Source organism: Chitinophaga sp. H8 (assembly GCF_040567655.1).
Classification (GTDB): domain Bacteria; phylum Bacteroidota; class Bacteroidia; order Chitinophagales; family Chitinophagaceae; genus Chitinophaga; species Chitinophaga defluvii.
Genome location: NZ_JBEXAC010000001.1, coordinates 2,867,719 through 2,883,696, shown reverse-complemented (window position 1 = coordinate 2,883,696; position 15,978 = coordinate 2,867,719). Strand labels below are relative to the sequence as shown.

Annotated in this window: 15 protein-coding genes and 1 tRNA gene; 5 read left to right on the top strand and 11 right to left on the bottom strand. The window is 44.3% G+C overall.

Translation table 11 applies throughout. The features are described from left to right. Positions 1-30: 30 nt before the first annotated feature. The 3 genes from ABR189_RS10930 to ABR189_RS10920 all read left to right on the top strand — a co-directional run bounded on the left by ABR189_RS10930 (position 31) and on the right by ABR189_RS10920 (position 3,994). Positions 31-915 carry a DUF1835 domain-containing protein gene (locus ABR189_RS10930; RefSeq protein ID WP_354660522.1) on the top strand — a complete coding sequence of 295 codons (885 nt, stop codon included), beginning with the start codon at positions 31-33 and terminating at the stop codon, positions 913-915. Positions 916-979: 64 nt separating this feature from the next. After that, on the top strand, positions 980-1,384 hold the full coding sequence (locus tag ABR189_RS10925) for a hypothetical protein (protein ID WP_354660521.1): 405 nt from the start codon (positions 980-982) through the stop codon (positions 1,382-1,384). Positions 1,385-1,453: 69 nt separating this feature from the next. Beyond that, positions 1,454-3,994 (top strand): DNA gyrase/topoisomerase IV subunit A, encoded by a 2,541-nt coding sequence (locus tag ABR189_RS10920; RefSeq protein WP_354660520.1) that lies wholly within the window; start codon positions 1,454-1,456, stop codon positions 3,992-3,994. 124 nt (positions 3,995-4,118) lie between these two features. On the opposite strand, the gene ABR189_RS10915 is transcribed toward ABR189_RS10920, so the two are convergent. From ABR189_RS10915 to ABR189_RS10880, 8 genes are read right to left on the bottom strand one after another with little or no spacing between them, the layout of a single operon-like run. Further along, a complete protein-coding gene (locus tag ABR189_RS10915) occupies positions 4,119-5,102 on the bottom strand; it encodes a hypothetical protein (RefSeq protein WP_354660519.1) in 984 nt (327 codons plus the stop codon). Positions 5,103-5,129: 27 nt separating this feature from the next. Further along, entirely contained in the window at positions 5,130-6,353 is a 1,224-nt protein-coding gene (locus ABR189_RS10910) for an HAD-IIIA family hydrolase (protein ID WP_354660518.1), read from the bottom strand. Further along, complete coding sequence (locus tag ABR189_RS10905) at positions 6,350-6,934, bottom strand: D-sedoheptulose-7-phosphate isomerase (protein WP_354660517.1); 585 nt, start codon at positions 6,932-6,934, stop codon at positions 6,350-6,352. The genes ABR189_RS10910 and ABR189_RS10905 overlap by 4 nt, the downstream gene beginning before the upstream one ends. 11 nt (positions 6,935-6,945) lie before the next feature. After that, positions 6,946-7,968 (bottom strand): GHMP family kinase ATP-binding protein, encoded by a 1,023-nt coding sequence (locus ABR189_RS10900; protein ID WP_354660516.1) that lies wholly within the window; start codon positions 7,966-7,968, stop codon positions 6,946-6,948. A gap of 16 nt (positions 7,969-7,984) precedes the next feature. Beyond that, entirely contained in the window at positions 7,985-9,124 is a 1,140-nt protein-coding gene (locus tag ABR189_RS10895) for a glycosyltransferase (RefSeq protein WP_354660515.1), read from the bottom strand. A gap of 22 nt (positions 9,125-9,146) precedes the next feature. Then, a complete protein-coding gene (locus ABR189_RS10890) occupies positions 9,147-10,100 on the bottom strand; it encodes a glycosyltransferase family 2 protein (RefSeq protein WP_354660514.1) in 954 nt (317 codons plus the stop codon). Positions 10,101-10,117: 17 nt separating this feature from the next. Next, positions 10,118-10,609 (bottom strand): DUF4199 domain-containing protein, encoded by a 492-nt coding sequence (locus ABR189_RS10885; RefSeq protein WP_354660513.1) that lies wholly within the window; start codon positions 10,607-10,609, stop codon positions 10,118-10,120. Between the two features lie 22 nt (positions 10,610-10,631). After that, positions 10,632-11,894, bottom strand: coding sequence for a dihydroorotase (locus ABR189_RS10880; RefSeq protein ID WP_354660512.1), 1,263 nt, complete (start codon positions 11,892-11,894; stop codon positions 10,632-10,634). A gap of 284 nt (positions 11,895-12,178) precedes the next feature. Here ABR189_RS10880 and ABR189_RS10875 point away from each other — a divergent pair. Further along, positions 12,179-12,252: transfer RNA gene (locus tag ABR189_RS10875), tRNA-Pro, on the top strand. Between the two features lie 330 nt (positions 12,253-12,582). Continuing rightward, on the top strand, positions 12,583-13,998 hold the full coding sequence (locus tag ABR189_RS10870) for a site-specific integrase (protein ID WP_354660511.1): 1,416 nt from the start codon (positions 12,583-12,585) through the stop codon (positions 13,996-13,998). Positions 13,999-14,068: 70 nt separating this feature from the next. On the opposite strand, the gene ABR189_RS10865 is transcribed toward ABR189_RS10870, so the two are convergent. The 3 genes from ABR189_RS10865 to ABR189_RS10855 form a co-directional block, all read right to left on the bottom strand. Further along, positions 14,069-15,136 (bottom strand): DUF5677 domain-containing protein, encoded by a 1,068-nt coding sequence (locus ABR189_RS10865; RefSeq protein ID WP_354660510.1) that lies wholly within the window; start codon positions 15,134-15,136, stop codon positions 14,069-14,071. 93 nt (positions 15,137-15,229) lie between these two features. Next, positions 15,230-15,514, bottom strand: a complete 285-nt coding sequence (locus ABR189_RS10860; RefSeq protein ID WP_354660509.1) for a helix-turn-helix domain-containing protein — start codon at positions 15,512-15,514, stop codon at positions 15,230-15,232. A gap of 116 nt (positions 15,515-15,630) precedes the next feature. Next, complete coding sequence (locus tag ABR189_RS10855) at positions 15,631-15,963, bottom strand: hypothetical protein (RefSeq protein ID WP_354660508.1); 333 nt, start codon at positions 15,961-15,963, stop codon at positions 15,631-15,633. Positions 15,964-15,978 lie beyond the last annotated feature (15 nt).

The following is a 15,978-nucleotide window of genomic DNA, read 5'->3' as shown; positions in this document are numbered from 1 at the left end:
ATGGCAGGCAATCATCTATAACTGTATTAAATGAGTTTAAATCATATCGTATTTGGTCAGGTGTCCGTACCGGTGCTGGCAGCAGCATTCGAGATGGATGAAAGCATGAAAGGAGAGATCCTGTGCTTTGAAGACGACTTGTCGGTGGGACCGTTGTTTATCCTGGATACGAAAGAAGGACTTGCCAACAGGAAACTGTGGTGGCAGCAGCTGGCTGGTGTACAACCGGTACCGGTAGCAGAAAACGGGGAAGTACCTGCGGAAGGGGAAATTACCCCGGAAGCCCCCGGTGATACGGAACGTTTAGCACAGTTAAAGGCACAGCTGAAAGAAGATCCCGAATTGGAAATATGGATATGGGCAGGACAAAATGCCAGAGATGTATGCGGATACTACTGGCTGGTAAGCCAGCTGTATGATTTTTCCGGAAGGATACATATCATCTACCTGAATAACTTACCCTTCCTGAATGAAAAAGGCGCGGTGTTTTATCCTACTCACCTGCACCAGATCCTGCCTAAAGAATTTCTGAAGGCAAAGAAACTGGCCAGAGCAGTATCCCTGGCGGAGTTTGAACTGGACGGCGAGGAGTGGCAAAAGATGATGAACGAAAATGCAGGACTCCGGTTGCTGGAAGGAGGGAAGAAAATAAAAGGAGAGCCGGCAGCATATTATGATAAGGAACTGCTGCAGCAAAGCAGTAAAGAGTTCCAGAAAGCGCATAAGGTAGTAGGGCAGGTGACCGGCAAATTCAAATACCCCGTAATGGACCAGTTCCTGGGCTGGCGTATCAAAGAACTGATCAAAGCAGAACAGCTGGAAAGCAAAGGAGAGCTGAAAACCATCCGGGATTTTGAAGTGAAATTACCTGGCGGACCAGCAATAGCAGCAGAGCATAGTGAACCGGAGGCATAATGCCTGCATACGCAGGAGGAACGATAGCCAAACAGATCAATAACCGTTAAAAGTAAATGTTCAGATGATAAAGATAACGCCATTACAACTTTGTGGAGCAGACGACAGAGGTAGCAATTATTTGTGGTCTTCCGATAGAACCGGTGAATTTACACTTTGCTACCGGCATGCTGGTAGTAGCAGCGGACAGCATTATCATGAAGGAGTAAGCGCCAGTAAAAACCCGGAAATATTATACCTGATCAGCGGTAAGGCTACCATTCACTGGTGTCCGCTGGGAGGAAGTAAAATAGAAACAGTTCAGGTAGAAGCGCCGGCAAGGGTGGAAACGCCTATTAATGTATGGCACCAGCTGATCGCTGTCACGGATTGCTCTTTTATTGAATTGAACTCTCTGGAAGATGTGCAAAAGGATTCCATCCGGGTATGGCGGGAAGACTTTGAAAAAACACTGGTTAGCAAACCGTAGCAACACATGAATACCAGAAAATAATACGCTTAGATAAGCTAAATACTAACAGCTAACAGCTAAAGAAATATGAGTGATAACGAAAATGCCCTCCCACCAGACGAATCGCTGCACAATGTCATCCATGTGGGTGGTATGTATGAAAGCTGGTTCCTGGATTACGCCTCTTATGTGATCCTGGAGCGTGCGGTACCTGGTGTGGAAGATGGCCTGAAACCGGTACAACGGCGTATCATGCATGCCATGAAAGAAATGGACGATGGCCGCTTTAATAAGGTGGCTAACGTGATCGGGCAAACGATGCAGTATCACCCCCATGGGGATGCTTCTATCAGCGATGCTATTGTAAACCTGGGACAGAAAGACCTGCTGATAGAAACCCAGGGTAACTGGGGGGATGTAAGAACCGGTGATGATGCGGCAGCAGCCAGGTATATTGAGGCCCGCCTATCTAAATTTGCACTGGATGTAGCCTTCAACGCAAAAACTACCCGCTGGCAACTGAGCTATGATGGCCGTAAGAACGAACCCCTTTCATTGCCGATGAAGTTCCCCCTGCTGCTGGCACAGGGAGCGGAAGGTATTGCTGTAGGCCTTTCTACCAAAATATTACCACACAACTTTTGCGAGCTGATAGAGGCATCTATCAAATACCTCCGTGGTAAAAAGTTTGAACTGTTCCCCGATTTTGCTACCGGTGGTATGATAGATGCTGCCAACTATAATGATGGCAAGCGGGGTGGTAAAGTAAGGGTACGTGCACATATTGAAGAGAAGGATAAGAAAACCCTGTTGATTAAGGATGTGCCTTATGGTGTTACCACTACCCAATTGATGGAATCTATTGTTAAAGCCAACGACAATAGTAAGATCAAGATCAAGAAGGTGGTAGATAACACTGCCAGCGAAGTAGAAATAGAGGTACAGCTGGCGCCGGGTATTTCGCCGGATATTACCATCGATGCCTTGTATGCATTTACTGATTGCGAAATCTCCATCTCACCCAATGCCTGTGTGATCGTGGAAGATAAACCGCATTTCCTCACCGTGTCTGAACTGCTGAAATATGCTACTGATTTTACACGGGAACTGCTGAAAAAAGAACTGGAAATCAGGCTGGCAGAGCTGGACGAAAAATGGCATTATACTTCCCTGGAAAAGATCTTCTTTGAAAAGCAGATCTATAAGGAATTAGAACAAAAACATAAAGATTGGGATACCGTATTGGCGGCTATTGATAAGGGCTTTAATCCTTATAAAAAACTGCTGAAGCGGGAGATCACCAAAGAAGATATTGTAAAGCTGACAGAAAAGCCTGTTCGCCGCATTTACCGCCTGGACATTAATGAACTGAATGAACAGATCAAAGGAATAGAAGGCGATATCAAGCAGGTAAAACATGACCTGGCTAATCTGGTAGATTTTACAGTGAGCTACTATGAAGGTTTGCTGAAGAAATATGGTAAAGGCCGAGAAAGGAAAACAGAACTGAAAGCCTTTGATACCATACAGGTACAGCAGGTGGCTATCGCCAATACCAAGATCTATGTAAACCGTGCAGACGGTTTCATTGGTACTTCTCTCAAGAAGGATGAGTTTATCGCAGAATGTTCCGACCTGGACAACATCATCGTTTTCCGCAGGGACGGTAAAATGCTGGTAACGAAAGTAGCGGATAAGACCTTTGTAGGAAAAGACATCATCCATGTAGACGTATTCCGCAAGAATGATGAACGTACTACCTACAATATGATCTATGTAGATGGTAAAACAGGGGTGAGCTATGCAAAACGTTTTAACGTTACCGGTATTACCCGTGATAAAGAGTATGATCTGGCAAACAAAGGCGAAAAGAACTCCAAGGTGCATTATTTTTCTGCCAACCCTAACGGAGAGGCGGAGGTAGTGACCCTTAAGCTGAGTCCTAACTGCTCTGCACGTAATAAGGAATTTGACCTGTTTTTTGAAACCATTGCGATCAAGGGACGTAACTCCATGGGTAACCAGGTTACCAAGTATCCTATCCGTAGTGTGAAATTCAAGGAAAAAGGCATCTCTACCTTATCCGGACAGAAAATATGGTATGATGATGCGATCGGGCGTTTGAATACAGATGAACGGGGCGTATATATTGGTAGTTTTGATGGAGAAGATAAGATCTTTGTAGCGTATAAGAACGGTACTTATGAACTCACCAGTTTTGAGCTGACCAACCGTTATGAGCCGGATGATGTGATATACATCGAAAAGTTCAACCCGGACAAGATCGTATCAGCCATTTATTTTGATGATGATAAGAAACAATACAATGTAAAACGTTTCAAGATAGAAACGCAGACATTGAACAACAAGTTCCTGTTTATCAAAGAAGGCAAGGGCAATTACCTGGAAATGATTACTACGCATTCCAACCCGGTAATATTGCTGAAATCAGGAAAGAAACGTGATCCGGAAGAAGAAGAGGTAACACTCTCTGAGTTTGTGGAAGTAACCGGCTGGAAAACGGTAGGTACCCGTATTGCCGGTGATGATCTGATCAGCGCAGAGTTGCTGTCGGAAGAAGAAGGGCCTGATGAAGAAGAAGGACAAATACAGGGTGAACTGTTTTAACAGTACCAGACACCCGGAAGGATATTAATCCACCTGCGTATGCAGTAGCAGGCAAAGCAGGTTAAAAAGAACGAGGCTGTTCCTGAAGGGGAGCAGCCTCGTTTCGTATAATAGCAGTGAAGGTTTAACCTTTTTTTCTGGCCGCTTTTTGCTGTTCCTGTTTGGCTTTTTTCTCAGCCTCCATATCTTCTTCTGTTTGCGGGTGCATGATATTCTTCTTGCGCTGATCCAGAGGTTGCTGTACCGGTACTTTTCCCTGGGGCAAAGCATCATTGAATACTTTGTTTACGTGTACCCATTTACCGGCTTTCCATTTAAATCCTTCATAGTCCATATCGGGCACGTAGGTGTATTTTTTACCAGGTTCATCCGTTTGTGAAATCAGGTGGTCATATACCACCATATCCATTTCTGCATTGTAGTTAAGCGTAGCGGAAGCATCCTTTTTATACTCTATGATAAATCTGTTTTGGGTGCGTTTAGGAACACTATCTTCTGCAAAGCTGAAAAACGGGCCACCAAATATGGGCCGTCCGTTTTTAAAGCGGAGCATTTCCATTATTTTCTTCTGACTGCGCAGGTTATTGGCATCCCATCCGAAGAGGGTATAATATTCCTGGTTAAAGAAGTGTTGCTGACTGATATTGTAATACAGGCAGCCGAACCAGGCTTTGTTATCACCTACTGTATCCACATTGGCGGCATAGTCTGAATTGTCGAAGAGGGGGAACAGTTTCAGTTGTCCGTCTTTGGTATTCATTTGAATAGCCCCATAATGGCGGTAAAAACCATTGTCTTTTTCCAGCGCCCAGGTAAAAATGCGGAAGGTACTGTCTTTGGGATACTGGGTAGACACTGTTTTGAGGGAGTCGAATGGGAAATAGAAGGAATATGGCGTTTTCAGGGCATGTACCAGCGCAGGTATCAGCCGGTCGCATGCTTTTTGCCGGGTATCTTCATCTTTTCCGCCAAAAGTTTGCTGGCTCAGGTATTGAAGGGAGTCCTGCTGTTGCTGTAATTGGGCATACCCTGCAGGATTTAAGCGTTGCGCCTGCAGGCAGGAGCCTGAAATAACCAGTAATAGTAGCAGGAATATGTTTTTTACCATATCAATATTACGGTTTGAGTAGTGAAATTATTGTATTGCCTGTGCAAACTCCCACAGACCGGCATACCGCGCATCAATCAGGGGATGGGGGAATGGCGTATCTGGCAGGGTGGAAGGGATGAATACGGTAGTCATACCCATATTCCTGCCAAACTGCATGTCGCTCAGGGTATTACCCACCATGATCGCCTGTGAAAAGTCGATCTCCGGATAATCCTGTTGCGCCTGGAGTGCCATCCCATTGTTGGGCTTACGGCAAGGATGATTGCTTTCCACTTCGGGGCAAAAATAGATTTTATCAATACGGCCGTTGTGGAGTGCAATTTCATCCAGCATATGTTGGTGGATCTCCTGTAATCCGGCAGTGGTAAGCATGCCTTTGCCAATACAACGCTGGTTGGTGACCACCAGGATACGGGAAAATTGTTTTGTCAGCAGGGCCAGTGCCGGCAGTACTCCTTCATTGAAGCGGAACATTCCGGTATGCAGCACATAGGATTGCGGGATTTCTTCATTGATCACCCCATCCCGGTCGAGGAACAAGGTACTGGCTGTTCGCAATGGCAGGTCCTGCTGTGCCTGTTCATAATCAGCCGGAATGCCGATATCAATGAAATAGGCAGGGCTGGTAAAGCCATATAGTTGTCGGGAAGTAGCCTGTGTTTCCAGTACAGCCTGCTCAAAAGAAAACTTTTGGGGCAGCCTGAGGCTTTTCAGGTAGGTAGCGGTAGTAAGATATACCCCTCCGTTGATCAGTCCGGTTTCACAGTATTGTTTCTCGCGGAAAGCGATGATCTGCTGGGCAGCGTTGGTAGCAATACTGCCATACCGTTCAAACTGCTGCATAGGCTTTAGCGCCAGGGATAATGCCGCCTGCTGGTCTTTGTGAAATGCATAGAATGCCGGCAGGGAAACGTTGAAAAAAGTATCTCCGTTTACAATAAAATGCGCATCATTTTCCAGGAATGGCAAAGCATGCAGGATAGCCCCGCCTGTACCCAGTGGTTCGGGCTCTACGGCAAAGGACACACGTAACGGGAGTGGGGTATGATTGCACCAGTCTATCACCTGTTCTGATTTATAGCCCAGGGACAGTACGGCATGGGTAATACCTTGTTTGTGGAGGTAATGCAGGAGATAAAATAAAAAAGGCCGCCCGTGTACGGGAGCCATGCATTTGGGTTTATCGGCCACTACGCTGCGCAGGCGTGTACCCAGGCCACCTGCCAGTACGATACATTCCCGGATCATGCGCCAAAGAGATTTGTTTCTACAATTTCGCAGATGATATGTCCGATAGTAATATGCGCTTCCTGGATGCGGGGAGTATCCTGGGAGGGGACATTGATCAGGAAGTCACTGCCTGCTTTCATTTTTCCTCCGGAGCTGCCTGTCATACTTACGACAATCATGCCTTTGTCTTTAGCCACTTTCATTCCTTCCAGGATGTTGACAGAATTGCCGGAAGTAGAAATACCCACCAGTACATCACCGGGTTTGCCTATGCCTCTTAAAATGCGGGAATATACCTGATCATAGCCATAGTCGTTTCCTACGGCAGTAAGATAGGAGGTATTGCAATGTAATGCTTCTGCGTATAGTGGTTCCCGGTCTTTATAAAACCGGCCGGAAAATTCTGCTGCCAGGTGTTGTGCATCAGCCGCGCTGCCGCCATTGCCGCAAAAGAGCACTTTATGGTCTGCCTTCAGGCTGTTGGTAATAGCCATCGCTACGGCCTGTATGGTATTGAGCAATGTTTCATCCTGGCAGATCGCCTGCTTTACAGCAATGCTTTCCTGTATAGTATTGTTTATCTTAGTGATCAGGTCCATGACTTTAAAATTTAGATACTCCAGGTTTGTATACCGTTATTGGTAAAATGATAACGTTTTACATCCCCGCCAAATTTATTTAATGCTTCCACTACCTGGAAACGGGTATTGCGGGGGCAGTAGAATATCATAAATCCGCCACCACCGGCACCGGATATTTTGCCACCACTGGCACCAGCTTGTTTGGCAGCATCGTAAATCTCATCCAGCTGGGAATTGGAGATACCCTGGGCCATTTGTTTTTTGAATTTAAAGCCGTAATCCAGGATCTCACCAATCTGGTCTATCGTACCCCGCAACAGGGCCTCTTTCATCATGATGGCCTGCTCTTTCAGCTGGTGCATAGCTTCAATAGAACCTTCCTTTTTATCGTTTACGTTCTTTTGCTGTTCGGAGATGATGCTGGAAGACAAGCGGCTGGTAGAAGTATAGAACAGTACCAGGTTATTTTCCAGTTCATGGAGGTAGATATCCCTGATGCGGAGCGGATTTACGATCACTTTGTCACCTTTATAAAACTCCATGAAGTTGACCCCGCCAAAAGTGGCCGCATATTGGTCCTGCTTACCACCTGCCTGCTGCAGATCTTCCCTTTCAATAGAATAAGCCAGGTGGGCCATATCATATTCGCCCAGCGGGAGTTTCCGCCATTCGGCAAAAGCGCCCAGCACTGCCACCACAAGAGTAGAGGAGGTGCCCAGGCCGGAGCCGGAGGGCGCATCTACATAAGTGGTGAGTTTAAAGCCGGAAGGCAGGGCGCCATAATCCTTCACCACCCTGTTTACCACGCCTTTCAGGATATCGAGCTGCCCATCCATTGGAAGCGGATATACTGCATCGTAAGTATATGATTCCTTTTTATCCGCCGATTCAAAAATAACTTTGTTATCCGCCAGGAGCTCTATGGATGCACGGGCATACAAAGAGATGGTAGCATTCAGGATAGCCCCTCCAAACAAATCGGAATAAGGGCTTACATCTGTACCACCACCGGCAAGGCCTAAACGTAAAGGTGCTTTGCTTCTGTATATCACGGGAAAATTTATCGGTTTAGATTTTTGCTAAGGTATGTATTTCCGTGGCAAGTCTGCTCCAGGAGTACTGTTGCTTTTCTATGCGCAGGTTGTCAATCATCTCTTCTTCCCGGTTTTCCAGGTAATATTTTTCAATCGCTGCTGCAATGGCGGCAGGATCAGGCGCACTCTGGTAGCCTACTTTTCCATGCGGTACCATTTCTGTTAGGCCGCCTACACTGGTTACCACCATGGGTTTCTCAAAGTGGTAGGCAATCTGGGAAATACCACTTTGTGTGGCACTTTTATAGGGTTGTACCACCAAGTCGGCCGCACCGAAGTAATATTTTACTGTTTCATTTGGAATGAAGTCGGTATGCATAATGATCCGGTTGCCCAATTGTAATTTTTCCAGCAGCTGATGATAAGGCGCAGCATCTTCATAAAATTCTCCCGCAACAATGGCATGCACGTCCAGTTTTTTCATCCTTTCATCTGCCATGGCCTGTAATAGCAGATCAAGTCCTTTGTATTGGCGGATAAATCCGAAGAAGAGGATATACCGTTTATCAGGATCCAGCTTTAAATGCTCCCTGGCCACCTGTTTGGATACCCTGGCACCATAGTTATCGTAGATAGGATGGGGGATCAGGGAGATGGGTCTGTTGGGCTGAAATTGTTTGAGATCGTTCAGCACCGACTGGCTCATAGCAATGAAAGCATCCACCGGTTTCAGGAAATATTTGGTAAAAGCAACATCCCCTGGTCTTTTTTCATGCGGTACCACATTATCCAGGATGGCAATCACTTTGGTAGGATGCCCTTTCTTTCCTAAGCGCAGCAATGTTCCCAGGCAGGGGCCCATAAAGGGCAACCAGTATTTAACGATAATAATATCCGGCGCCATTTTTCTGATTTGCCGGCCCACTTTCCACCAGTTGAATGGATTTACCGCATTGATCATGCGGCGTATCTTCAGGTGTGCAGGCGGAGGATCGGTAGAATACTGGCTTTTACCGGGGAACAGGAAATTGGGGTATTGCACGGTGAAAGTCCAGATATCCACTTCATCCGTTTGTTGTAATTCTTCTGCCAGGCGCTCATTATAAGCAGCCAGCCCACCCCGGAAGGGGTAGGCTGTACCTAGTATTAATATTTTCTTCTTAGTTAGCAACATGATTCAGATTAGGAATGATGGACTAGTCTTTTTGTTCCAGCCGGGTTTCCACCAGGTAGGTATTCCTTTCAGTAGCATTGCGGGCCACCAGTTCACCTATAAAACCTGTGAGGAACAGCTGGGATCCTATTACCATCGCCACCAGTGCCAGGTAAAAGATAGGCCGGTCTGTCATATTATATTGATCATAAAAAATTTTGGCAAAGCCCAGGTAAAAAGCGATCAGGAACCCTACCAGGAAAAAGAGGGTACCCAATGCGCCAAACAGGTGCATGGGGCGTTTACCAAATTTGCTGATGAACATAATAGACGCCAGGTCCAAAAAGCCGTTGATAAAACGTTCCAGGCCGAATTTGGTTACACCGTATTTACGGGCGCGGTGTTCCACTACTTTTTCACCAATGTTCCGGAAGCCGTTCCATTTGGCGATAACGGGGATATAGCGATGCATTTCGCCATATACCTCGATGGATTTCACGACTTTCTTCCGGTATGATTTAAGGCCGCAGTTCATATCATGCAGCGCTACACCACTCATTTTGGTGGTAGTATAATTATATAATTTGGAGGGGAGGTTTTTGGTAAAGGTATTATCGAAGCGTTTCTTTTTCCAGCCACTCACCACATCATACCCATCTTCCACGATCATCCGGTAAAGTTCAGGCACTTCATCCGGGCTATCCTGCAGATCGGCATCCATGGTAATCACCACATTCCCCTGTGCTGCACGGAAACCTTCATTCAGCGCTGCCGACTTGCCATAATTACGCTGAAATTTGATGCCTTTTATGTTTTTATTCTGCGCAGCGAGTTGTTGTATCACCTGCCAGGAATTATCTGTGCTGCCATCATCTACCATCCATACTTCGTAGGAGAAATGATGAGCCTGCATTACCCTATCAATCCAGGCTACCAGCTCGGGGAGAGATTCTTCTTCGTTTTTTAAGGGAACGATGATGGATATATCTAAACTCATACTAGCTAAGGAGTGATTTATAATTTAGGTGATGGTGTATTTGTATTTTTTTTGGCTACCAGTGCACCAATCAGGGCCGCTACTATACCAAAGGACAAGATACCATATAACAGCTTGCCGATCATCACCACGGTATACTTTCCCTGTGCGGCTGCGATGGCCTCCGCAGATTGTCCCTGATTTTGCATTTCCAGGGCGATGTTGGCCATCGCCTGTGCTTTGATATCCGGAAAAATGGTGATAAAAATCAGGGCGAATATTACAAAGATCAGGGTGATGACCGCTACTGTTTTAAATCCGTTTGAAAAAGTAGTGCTGAAGGTTACCTCCCGGCGATGTATTTTGGAAAAGTTGATACAGGAGAGGATTACACCTCCCAGGATGATGGCTAAAGGCGCATACTGTGCCCATTCGTGTTGTATTACCCCAAGCAGGTAGCAGATGATGGTAATAACAATCATCACAACACCTGTAGTTGCTCCGTATATAAGATGGTTTTTGCTGGTCATGGTCACGCTGTTTCTATGCGGATTAATTATAGTGTACCTGGCTGTTATTGATAACTGCCACTACTTTACCTTTCAGCGTTGTACCGAGGTACGCCGAATTCTTAGACCGGGAAGCGATTGCTGCGGTAGTAAATTCCCAGTCTGTTTCCGGATCAAAGATAGTAAGATTCGCTGCAGCACCTTCCTGTACATTTACGGGTGACAGTCCGAACACTTTACGCGGTTGCTCGCTCATCATGCCCACCAGGGTATCCAGAGAAATACCGGAGAGGTGCTTTCTAAGCACGCCAAAACAGCTTTCCAGGCCTATCATACCATTTTTAGCATATTCAAACTCCAGTTGTTTGGCATCCCAGTCCTGTGGCAGGTGATGGGTAGCAAAACAATCGATCACCCCGTTTTGCAGGGCTTCCTGCAGTGCCTGTACATCATCAGCAGTACGCAGGGGAGGATTTACTTTTAAATGTGTATCGTAATTAACCAGGTGTGCATCGGTAAGCGACAGGTGGTAAGGCGTTACGGAGCAGGTTACTTTGATACCTTCCGCTTTAGCTGCTGCAATGAGTGCGATCCCTTTACGGGTGCTCACACCGGTAAAGTGGATGCGGGAATCGGTATACCGGGCCAGCTCCAGGTCGCGCTGAATAATCAGCTCTTCAGAGAGTGCCGGTTTGCCGGGCATGCCCAGTTGGGTAGAATAGAGGCCTTCGTGCATCAGTCCGTGACCAGAGATACTTTGTTCGTCCGGCAGCTGGATAAGGATGCCATTGAAGGCTTTAATATATTGCAAGGCCTTGAGTACCAGGCCAGGAGATTGAATCGGTTTAAGCCCGTCAGAGAAAGCCACTGCTCCTGCCTGCTGCATTTCATACATTTCTGCCAGGGAAGTACCTTCCAGGTTTTTGGTGGCAGCCCCTATGGGTAAAACATTCACCGCAGTATGACGGGTTTTGCTGAGTACGTATTCGATCTGAGGTTTGGTATATAATGCTGGTTGCGTGTTAGGAACGATCATCACCGTAGTAAAACCTCCTTTGGCAGCGGCCTTTATCCCGCTTTGCAGGTCTTCTTTATGTTCCTGCCCCGGATCACAGAAATGTGCAAAAAGGTCCACCCAGCCGGCAGAAACATGGAGGTTTTCGCCGGAAATAACGGTAGCCGTCCCTGCCTCCAGCTTATCTGCGATCTGGTGGATGGTGCCGTTTTGAATGGAAATGTCTTTTTGCTGCCCGTGAAAGGGAGAGGATGGTGCTACTATCTTAACGTTTTTGAGTAATATGTGCATGCTGTACGATCTATATCAAACCTGTCGGAAAAAGAGTGGTTTTTCTCAAAAATACCGGGGCAAATGTAATATAAAACTGTTAATTCTGGTGCCATGAAGGGGGATTATAGGGGTGATAAATACCAGCTTTAACGTTCTTTTGATAAAGATTTAACAGGACAGATTAAATTTTTTCAAAAGAAAAGGGGGCAAAATTTTTAGAAATCAAATTAATGTTTACTTTTGCATCCCGCTGGTAAAAAGACTGGTGGTAACGTTTAAGAATAAACATACCGGTAATAATTCGGGACGTAGCGCAGCCCGGTAGCGCGCTTGCATGGGGTGCAAGAGGTCGCAAGTTCGAATCTTGTCGTCCCGACAAAAAGGCTAAAATCATTGTAACGCTTTGTTACGCGATATGCCGAAAAGCCCGCAGATATTGTATCTGCGGGCTTTTTCATTTTTGCCCCATATCATCTTATATCATCGAATTTCAAGTTGTCGGCAGAGTAATACCGTGAGTAGGTTTCAGAGTAACTTTATCTACTCTACGTAGATTCCTCGTCATATGTATTAATTTGTATTTCAAATTATTACAAACGATATCATCTTATTTCAAATGATATCAACGGCTTTGTTTCTACTCATTTTTTGGGCTTGTGAGCCACGATCCAGAGAACATGATTTGTCCATTTAAAATGAAGAAGAAATGAGAAGTGAAAACACTTTCGGCGTACGCTATGCCCTGCGCCAAAACAAGAACAAAAGAAAAGACTACTCAGTGTACGCAAGAATTGCCTGTAATAATTCTCCGGAGAGAGAACTTACAATCAAGGGTAGTTTTCAGCTGGAAAATTGGGATGCAGAAAAAGGTGGCCCCTACCTTACCTCAAAGGAATTAAAGGAATTCGCCACTTATCTGGAAAAAGTAAAATCAAAATTAACTGGCATTTTCCAGGATCTTGAATTGAAGGAAGGTGTGCTGACAGCCGAGAATATCAAAAATTGTTATCTCGGTATTGGCCCTGACATCCAAAAAGTCACCATGCTCCAACTTTGCAAAATCGCTTATGAAAAGTTTAAAACAGAGATTAAAAAAGGAAGCATCAAGAACTATGGCGCTACAAACGGCTATGTAGAAAGGTACTGTAAATGGAAATACGCTGCGGGTGATATCCCCCTTCGCCATCTTAATTTTAATTTCATTGACGGCCTATATACCTACATACTTCAAAATCCAATTAAGCCGAATGATCCTTGTAATAAGAATGGAGCCATGAAGCACATGGAGAGGGTTAAAAAGATGGTTAAATGGGCGGGAAAGAACGGCTGGTGTGAAAAGGACGCCCTTAGTGATTTTTCAGTCAATTTCAAACGGAAAGAGACAGAATATCTAACGTGGGAGCAACTACGCATCATCGAAGATGTAATCCTTATTAATCCAATACATAAGCTAGTACGGGCCATTTTTGTTTTCTGCTGTTATACCGGTATGGCTCCAATAGATGTGCAGTCTCTTAAACCAGAGCAATTATCTACAGACATAAACGGAAATATTTGGATGACCTATACCAGGGTAAAGAGTGAAATCCCAGCATGGGTACCACTTTTAGAGAAGGCGAAGGAAATAATTCAGGAATACGGTCTTGAGCCAGGTGCATCGTATAGAGAAACTGTGTTCCATTTTGTGAGCAACAAGGTTCTTAATGATAACCTAAAGGTAATCGGGCTTATATGTGGATTTTCAGTGGAACTTCATCCGTATATGGCTCGACATACATTCGGAACCACGGTAACTATGCAGCTGGGGGTGCCTCCGGAAGTAGTGCAAATCATGATGGGACATGAAAAGTTGGCTACTACTATGATTTATGCACGGGTAGGAAATCCGCTGGTATTGATGTATATGCAACGAGTACAACAGAAGATTAACAGCGGTCAGACGATCGGGATACAAGGGATCAATGAAGAGCAATTTGCGTTACTACTAGAGCAGATTGCCCCGACTGTACTGGAAAAAGTATTCACAACAGTACTAATGCCTAAACTCATGGAAATTATCGATACAAGTCCGAAAATAAAAAATCCAGTCCTTCACTTAGAATATGAAGAGATTGGCCGGTAAAATAATTCGCCTTGAAATAGCTCACCAATGGGCTATTTCAAGGATTGAATTTAATCTACCGGCATTACTTTCAAGAGTTACTGGTACTTTTTAAATCAAAAGAATCCATCAAATTGTCTGATATTTTCTTTAATACTTTAATATTAATATCCAATTCAACTTCATCTGACAACAATTCGAGAAAACTTATATTTACATCATGAAAAACCGCTATTGTAAGCTGCATAGGGTCTATTAACTTTCTAATATCAGTAGTTTGCAGGGTGATAATATCAAGAGCAAAATTATCATCTCGCTGATATTCCTGAATATTTGCAAATCCAGTATGCGCATATCCAGATGCTTTTATATAGAACGCACGATACCTGCCAAAATCAACTAGATCTTCTAAATCCCTTGCAGTTGCACGTTTCTTTCCTGGGAACAAATGATCCGCCCAGCCGTACTCATTATCTAAGAACTTCTTACCGTGTTGGGAAGCGACTGCATCAAAAAATTCATTAATATCATTTTTCTTCTCATCTTCCAAAACCCGGAAGCCTAAAGGTTGAAGGCGCTCCTGATAACTCTCCATTTGCTTTTTAAGGTTTCTAATTCTATGATGATAAAACCGCATTGTTAAATCTTCCTCATCTTTATCACATAATAATTTAAGGGTTAGAGCATATTCATAAAATGATCTCCAAAGAACTAAAGCTCCATCATTGTAGCCCGACAAAAGCATATGTCCAACTTGATCTGCCTGCCGTAACATGAATCCATACAAAGTTAAAAGTACAACATCCGATGTCGAAACTTTATTCCCTCTGATGACCTTCTCAACATTCTTCAATACAACATGGCAAGTATTAATATAGGAAAAAAAGTGACTAAGGCTAGAGTTGTTCAATGCAGAATTAGTACGTTGATTATCCAAACATAAACTAAAAAATTTATCATACTGGATTGTAAACTTTCTATTACTCTCTTCTATAAGATACTTCTCAAATACCTCGTTAAATTCATCTGAATTCTCATTGACATAAGATAAATAAACGTCCTTGCTCAACCCTGAATCCAATTGAGCTACCGTAATAAAATTAGAATACAACTCTTGAATATTTTCTATCAAAAGGCCACTAAAACTATTTCTTTTCATATTTAACTACTTGGTTGGGGTGATTAAAGGCATCTGCTGCCAGGTAAAAGTTATGAAAATAATAATAATTCTTACCGAAATGACAAATTATACCTACAACCGACCTTTAGATATTCTCCTTTTCTCCATTAGTTCCGCAATATCACTATAATCATAGTAAGCCAAATTTCCAATCATCGAAAACTTCAGCGTCCCATTATTCCGCATAGTCTGCAATGTCCCTGCTGATAGCCCCAGCATCTTCTTTACTTCATACGTTTTAAGCCACCTTTTCGGTTCTTCCGGCGTATGCCTGGACAACATCGCCTCTATTTCCTGGAGAAGCTCTTTCTTAAAATTAGCTAAATCATCCTTCGTCACAATTTCAACCACACCCATAGCACGATATTTATAAAAGCATAAAATAACCAAAGCCTCATACGAGGCTTTGGCAGGTTATCCCCATCTACATGGACTATCGCTGGCCGGCGTACTCCTACAAACCGGCGTCCTTTTCACCCATGTAATCTGATTGGTGCATTGTTTGGAGAATTTCCACCAGTCCACTCGGACATATAAACAATGCTTCCTAGTATCGGATGGTAAGAGGGTATATACTTAATATATCCCTGGTCGTGCAAGTCATTGATACATCGCTGGTAGGTGGATCTACTTATTTTAGCCAGTTCCAACACCTCTTTACGATCTATTGAAACCGGTTCGTCGAAGTCATTCATACACCATAGCTGGAATAAGGCCAGATAAAGACTTAAATGCGGAGCGCCGATTTTATTGTCATTTTTTATGACAGCATACAATGCTGTGATCCTGTCCCTTGCTTTTTCCATATCATCACATTTTCA

Coding starts and splice junctions, on each gene's coding strand:
- ABR189_RS10855 (WP_354660508.1), bottom strand. CDS start 15,963: ATGGAAAAAGCAAGGGACAGGATCACAGCATTGTATGCTGTCATAAAA.
- ABR189_RS10930 (WP_354660522.1), top strand. CDS start 31: ATGAGTTTAAATCATATCGTATTTGGTCAGGTGTCCGTACCGGTGCTG.
- ABR189_RS10890 (WP_354660514.1), bottom strand. CDS start 10,100: ATGAGTTTAGATATATCCATCATCGTTCCCTTAAAAAACGAAGAAGAA.
- ABR189_RS10925 (WP_354660521.1), top strand. CDS start 980: ATGATAAAGATAACGCCATTACAACTTTGTGGAGCAGACGACAGAGGT.
- ABR189_RS10865 (WP_354660510.1), bottom strand. CDS start 15,136: ATGAAAAGAAATAGTTTTAGTGGCCTTTTGATAGAAAATATTCAAGAG.
- ABR189_RS10905 (WP_354660517.1), bottom strand. CDS start 6,934: ATGGACCTGATCACTAAGATAAACAATACTATACAGGAAAGCATTGCT.
- ABR189_RS10915 (WP_354660519.1), bottom strand. CDS start 5,102: ATGGTAAAAAACATATTCCTGCTACTATTACTGGTTATTTCAGGCTCC.
- ABR189_RS10895 (WP_354660515.1), bottom strand. CDS start 9,124: ATGTTGCTAACTAAGAAGAAAATATTAATACTAGGTACAGCCTACCCC.
- ABR189_RS10920 (WP_354660520.1), top strand. CDS start 1,454: ATGAGTGATAACGAAAATGCCCTCCCACCAGACGAATCGCTGCACAAT.
- ABR189_RS10870 (WP_354660511.1), top strand. CDS start 12,583: ATGAGAAGTGAAAACACTTTCGGCGTACGCTATGCCCTGCGCCAAAAC.
- ABR189_RS10860 (WP_354660509.1), bottom strand. CDS start 15,514: ATGGGTGTGGTTGAAATTGTGACGAAGGATGATTTAGCTAATTTTAAG.
- ABR189_RS10885 (WP_354660513.1), bottom strand. CDS start 10,609: ATGACCAGCAAAAACCATCTTATATACGGAGCAACTACAGGTGTTGTG.
- ABR189_RS10910 (WP_354660518.1), bottom strand. CDS start 6,353: ATGATCCGGGAATGTATCGTACTGGCAGGTGGCCTGGGTACACGCCTG.
- ABR189_RS10880 (WP_354660512.1), bottom strand. CDS start 11,894: ATGCACATATTACTCAAAAACGTTAAGATAGTAGCACCATCCTCTCCC.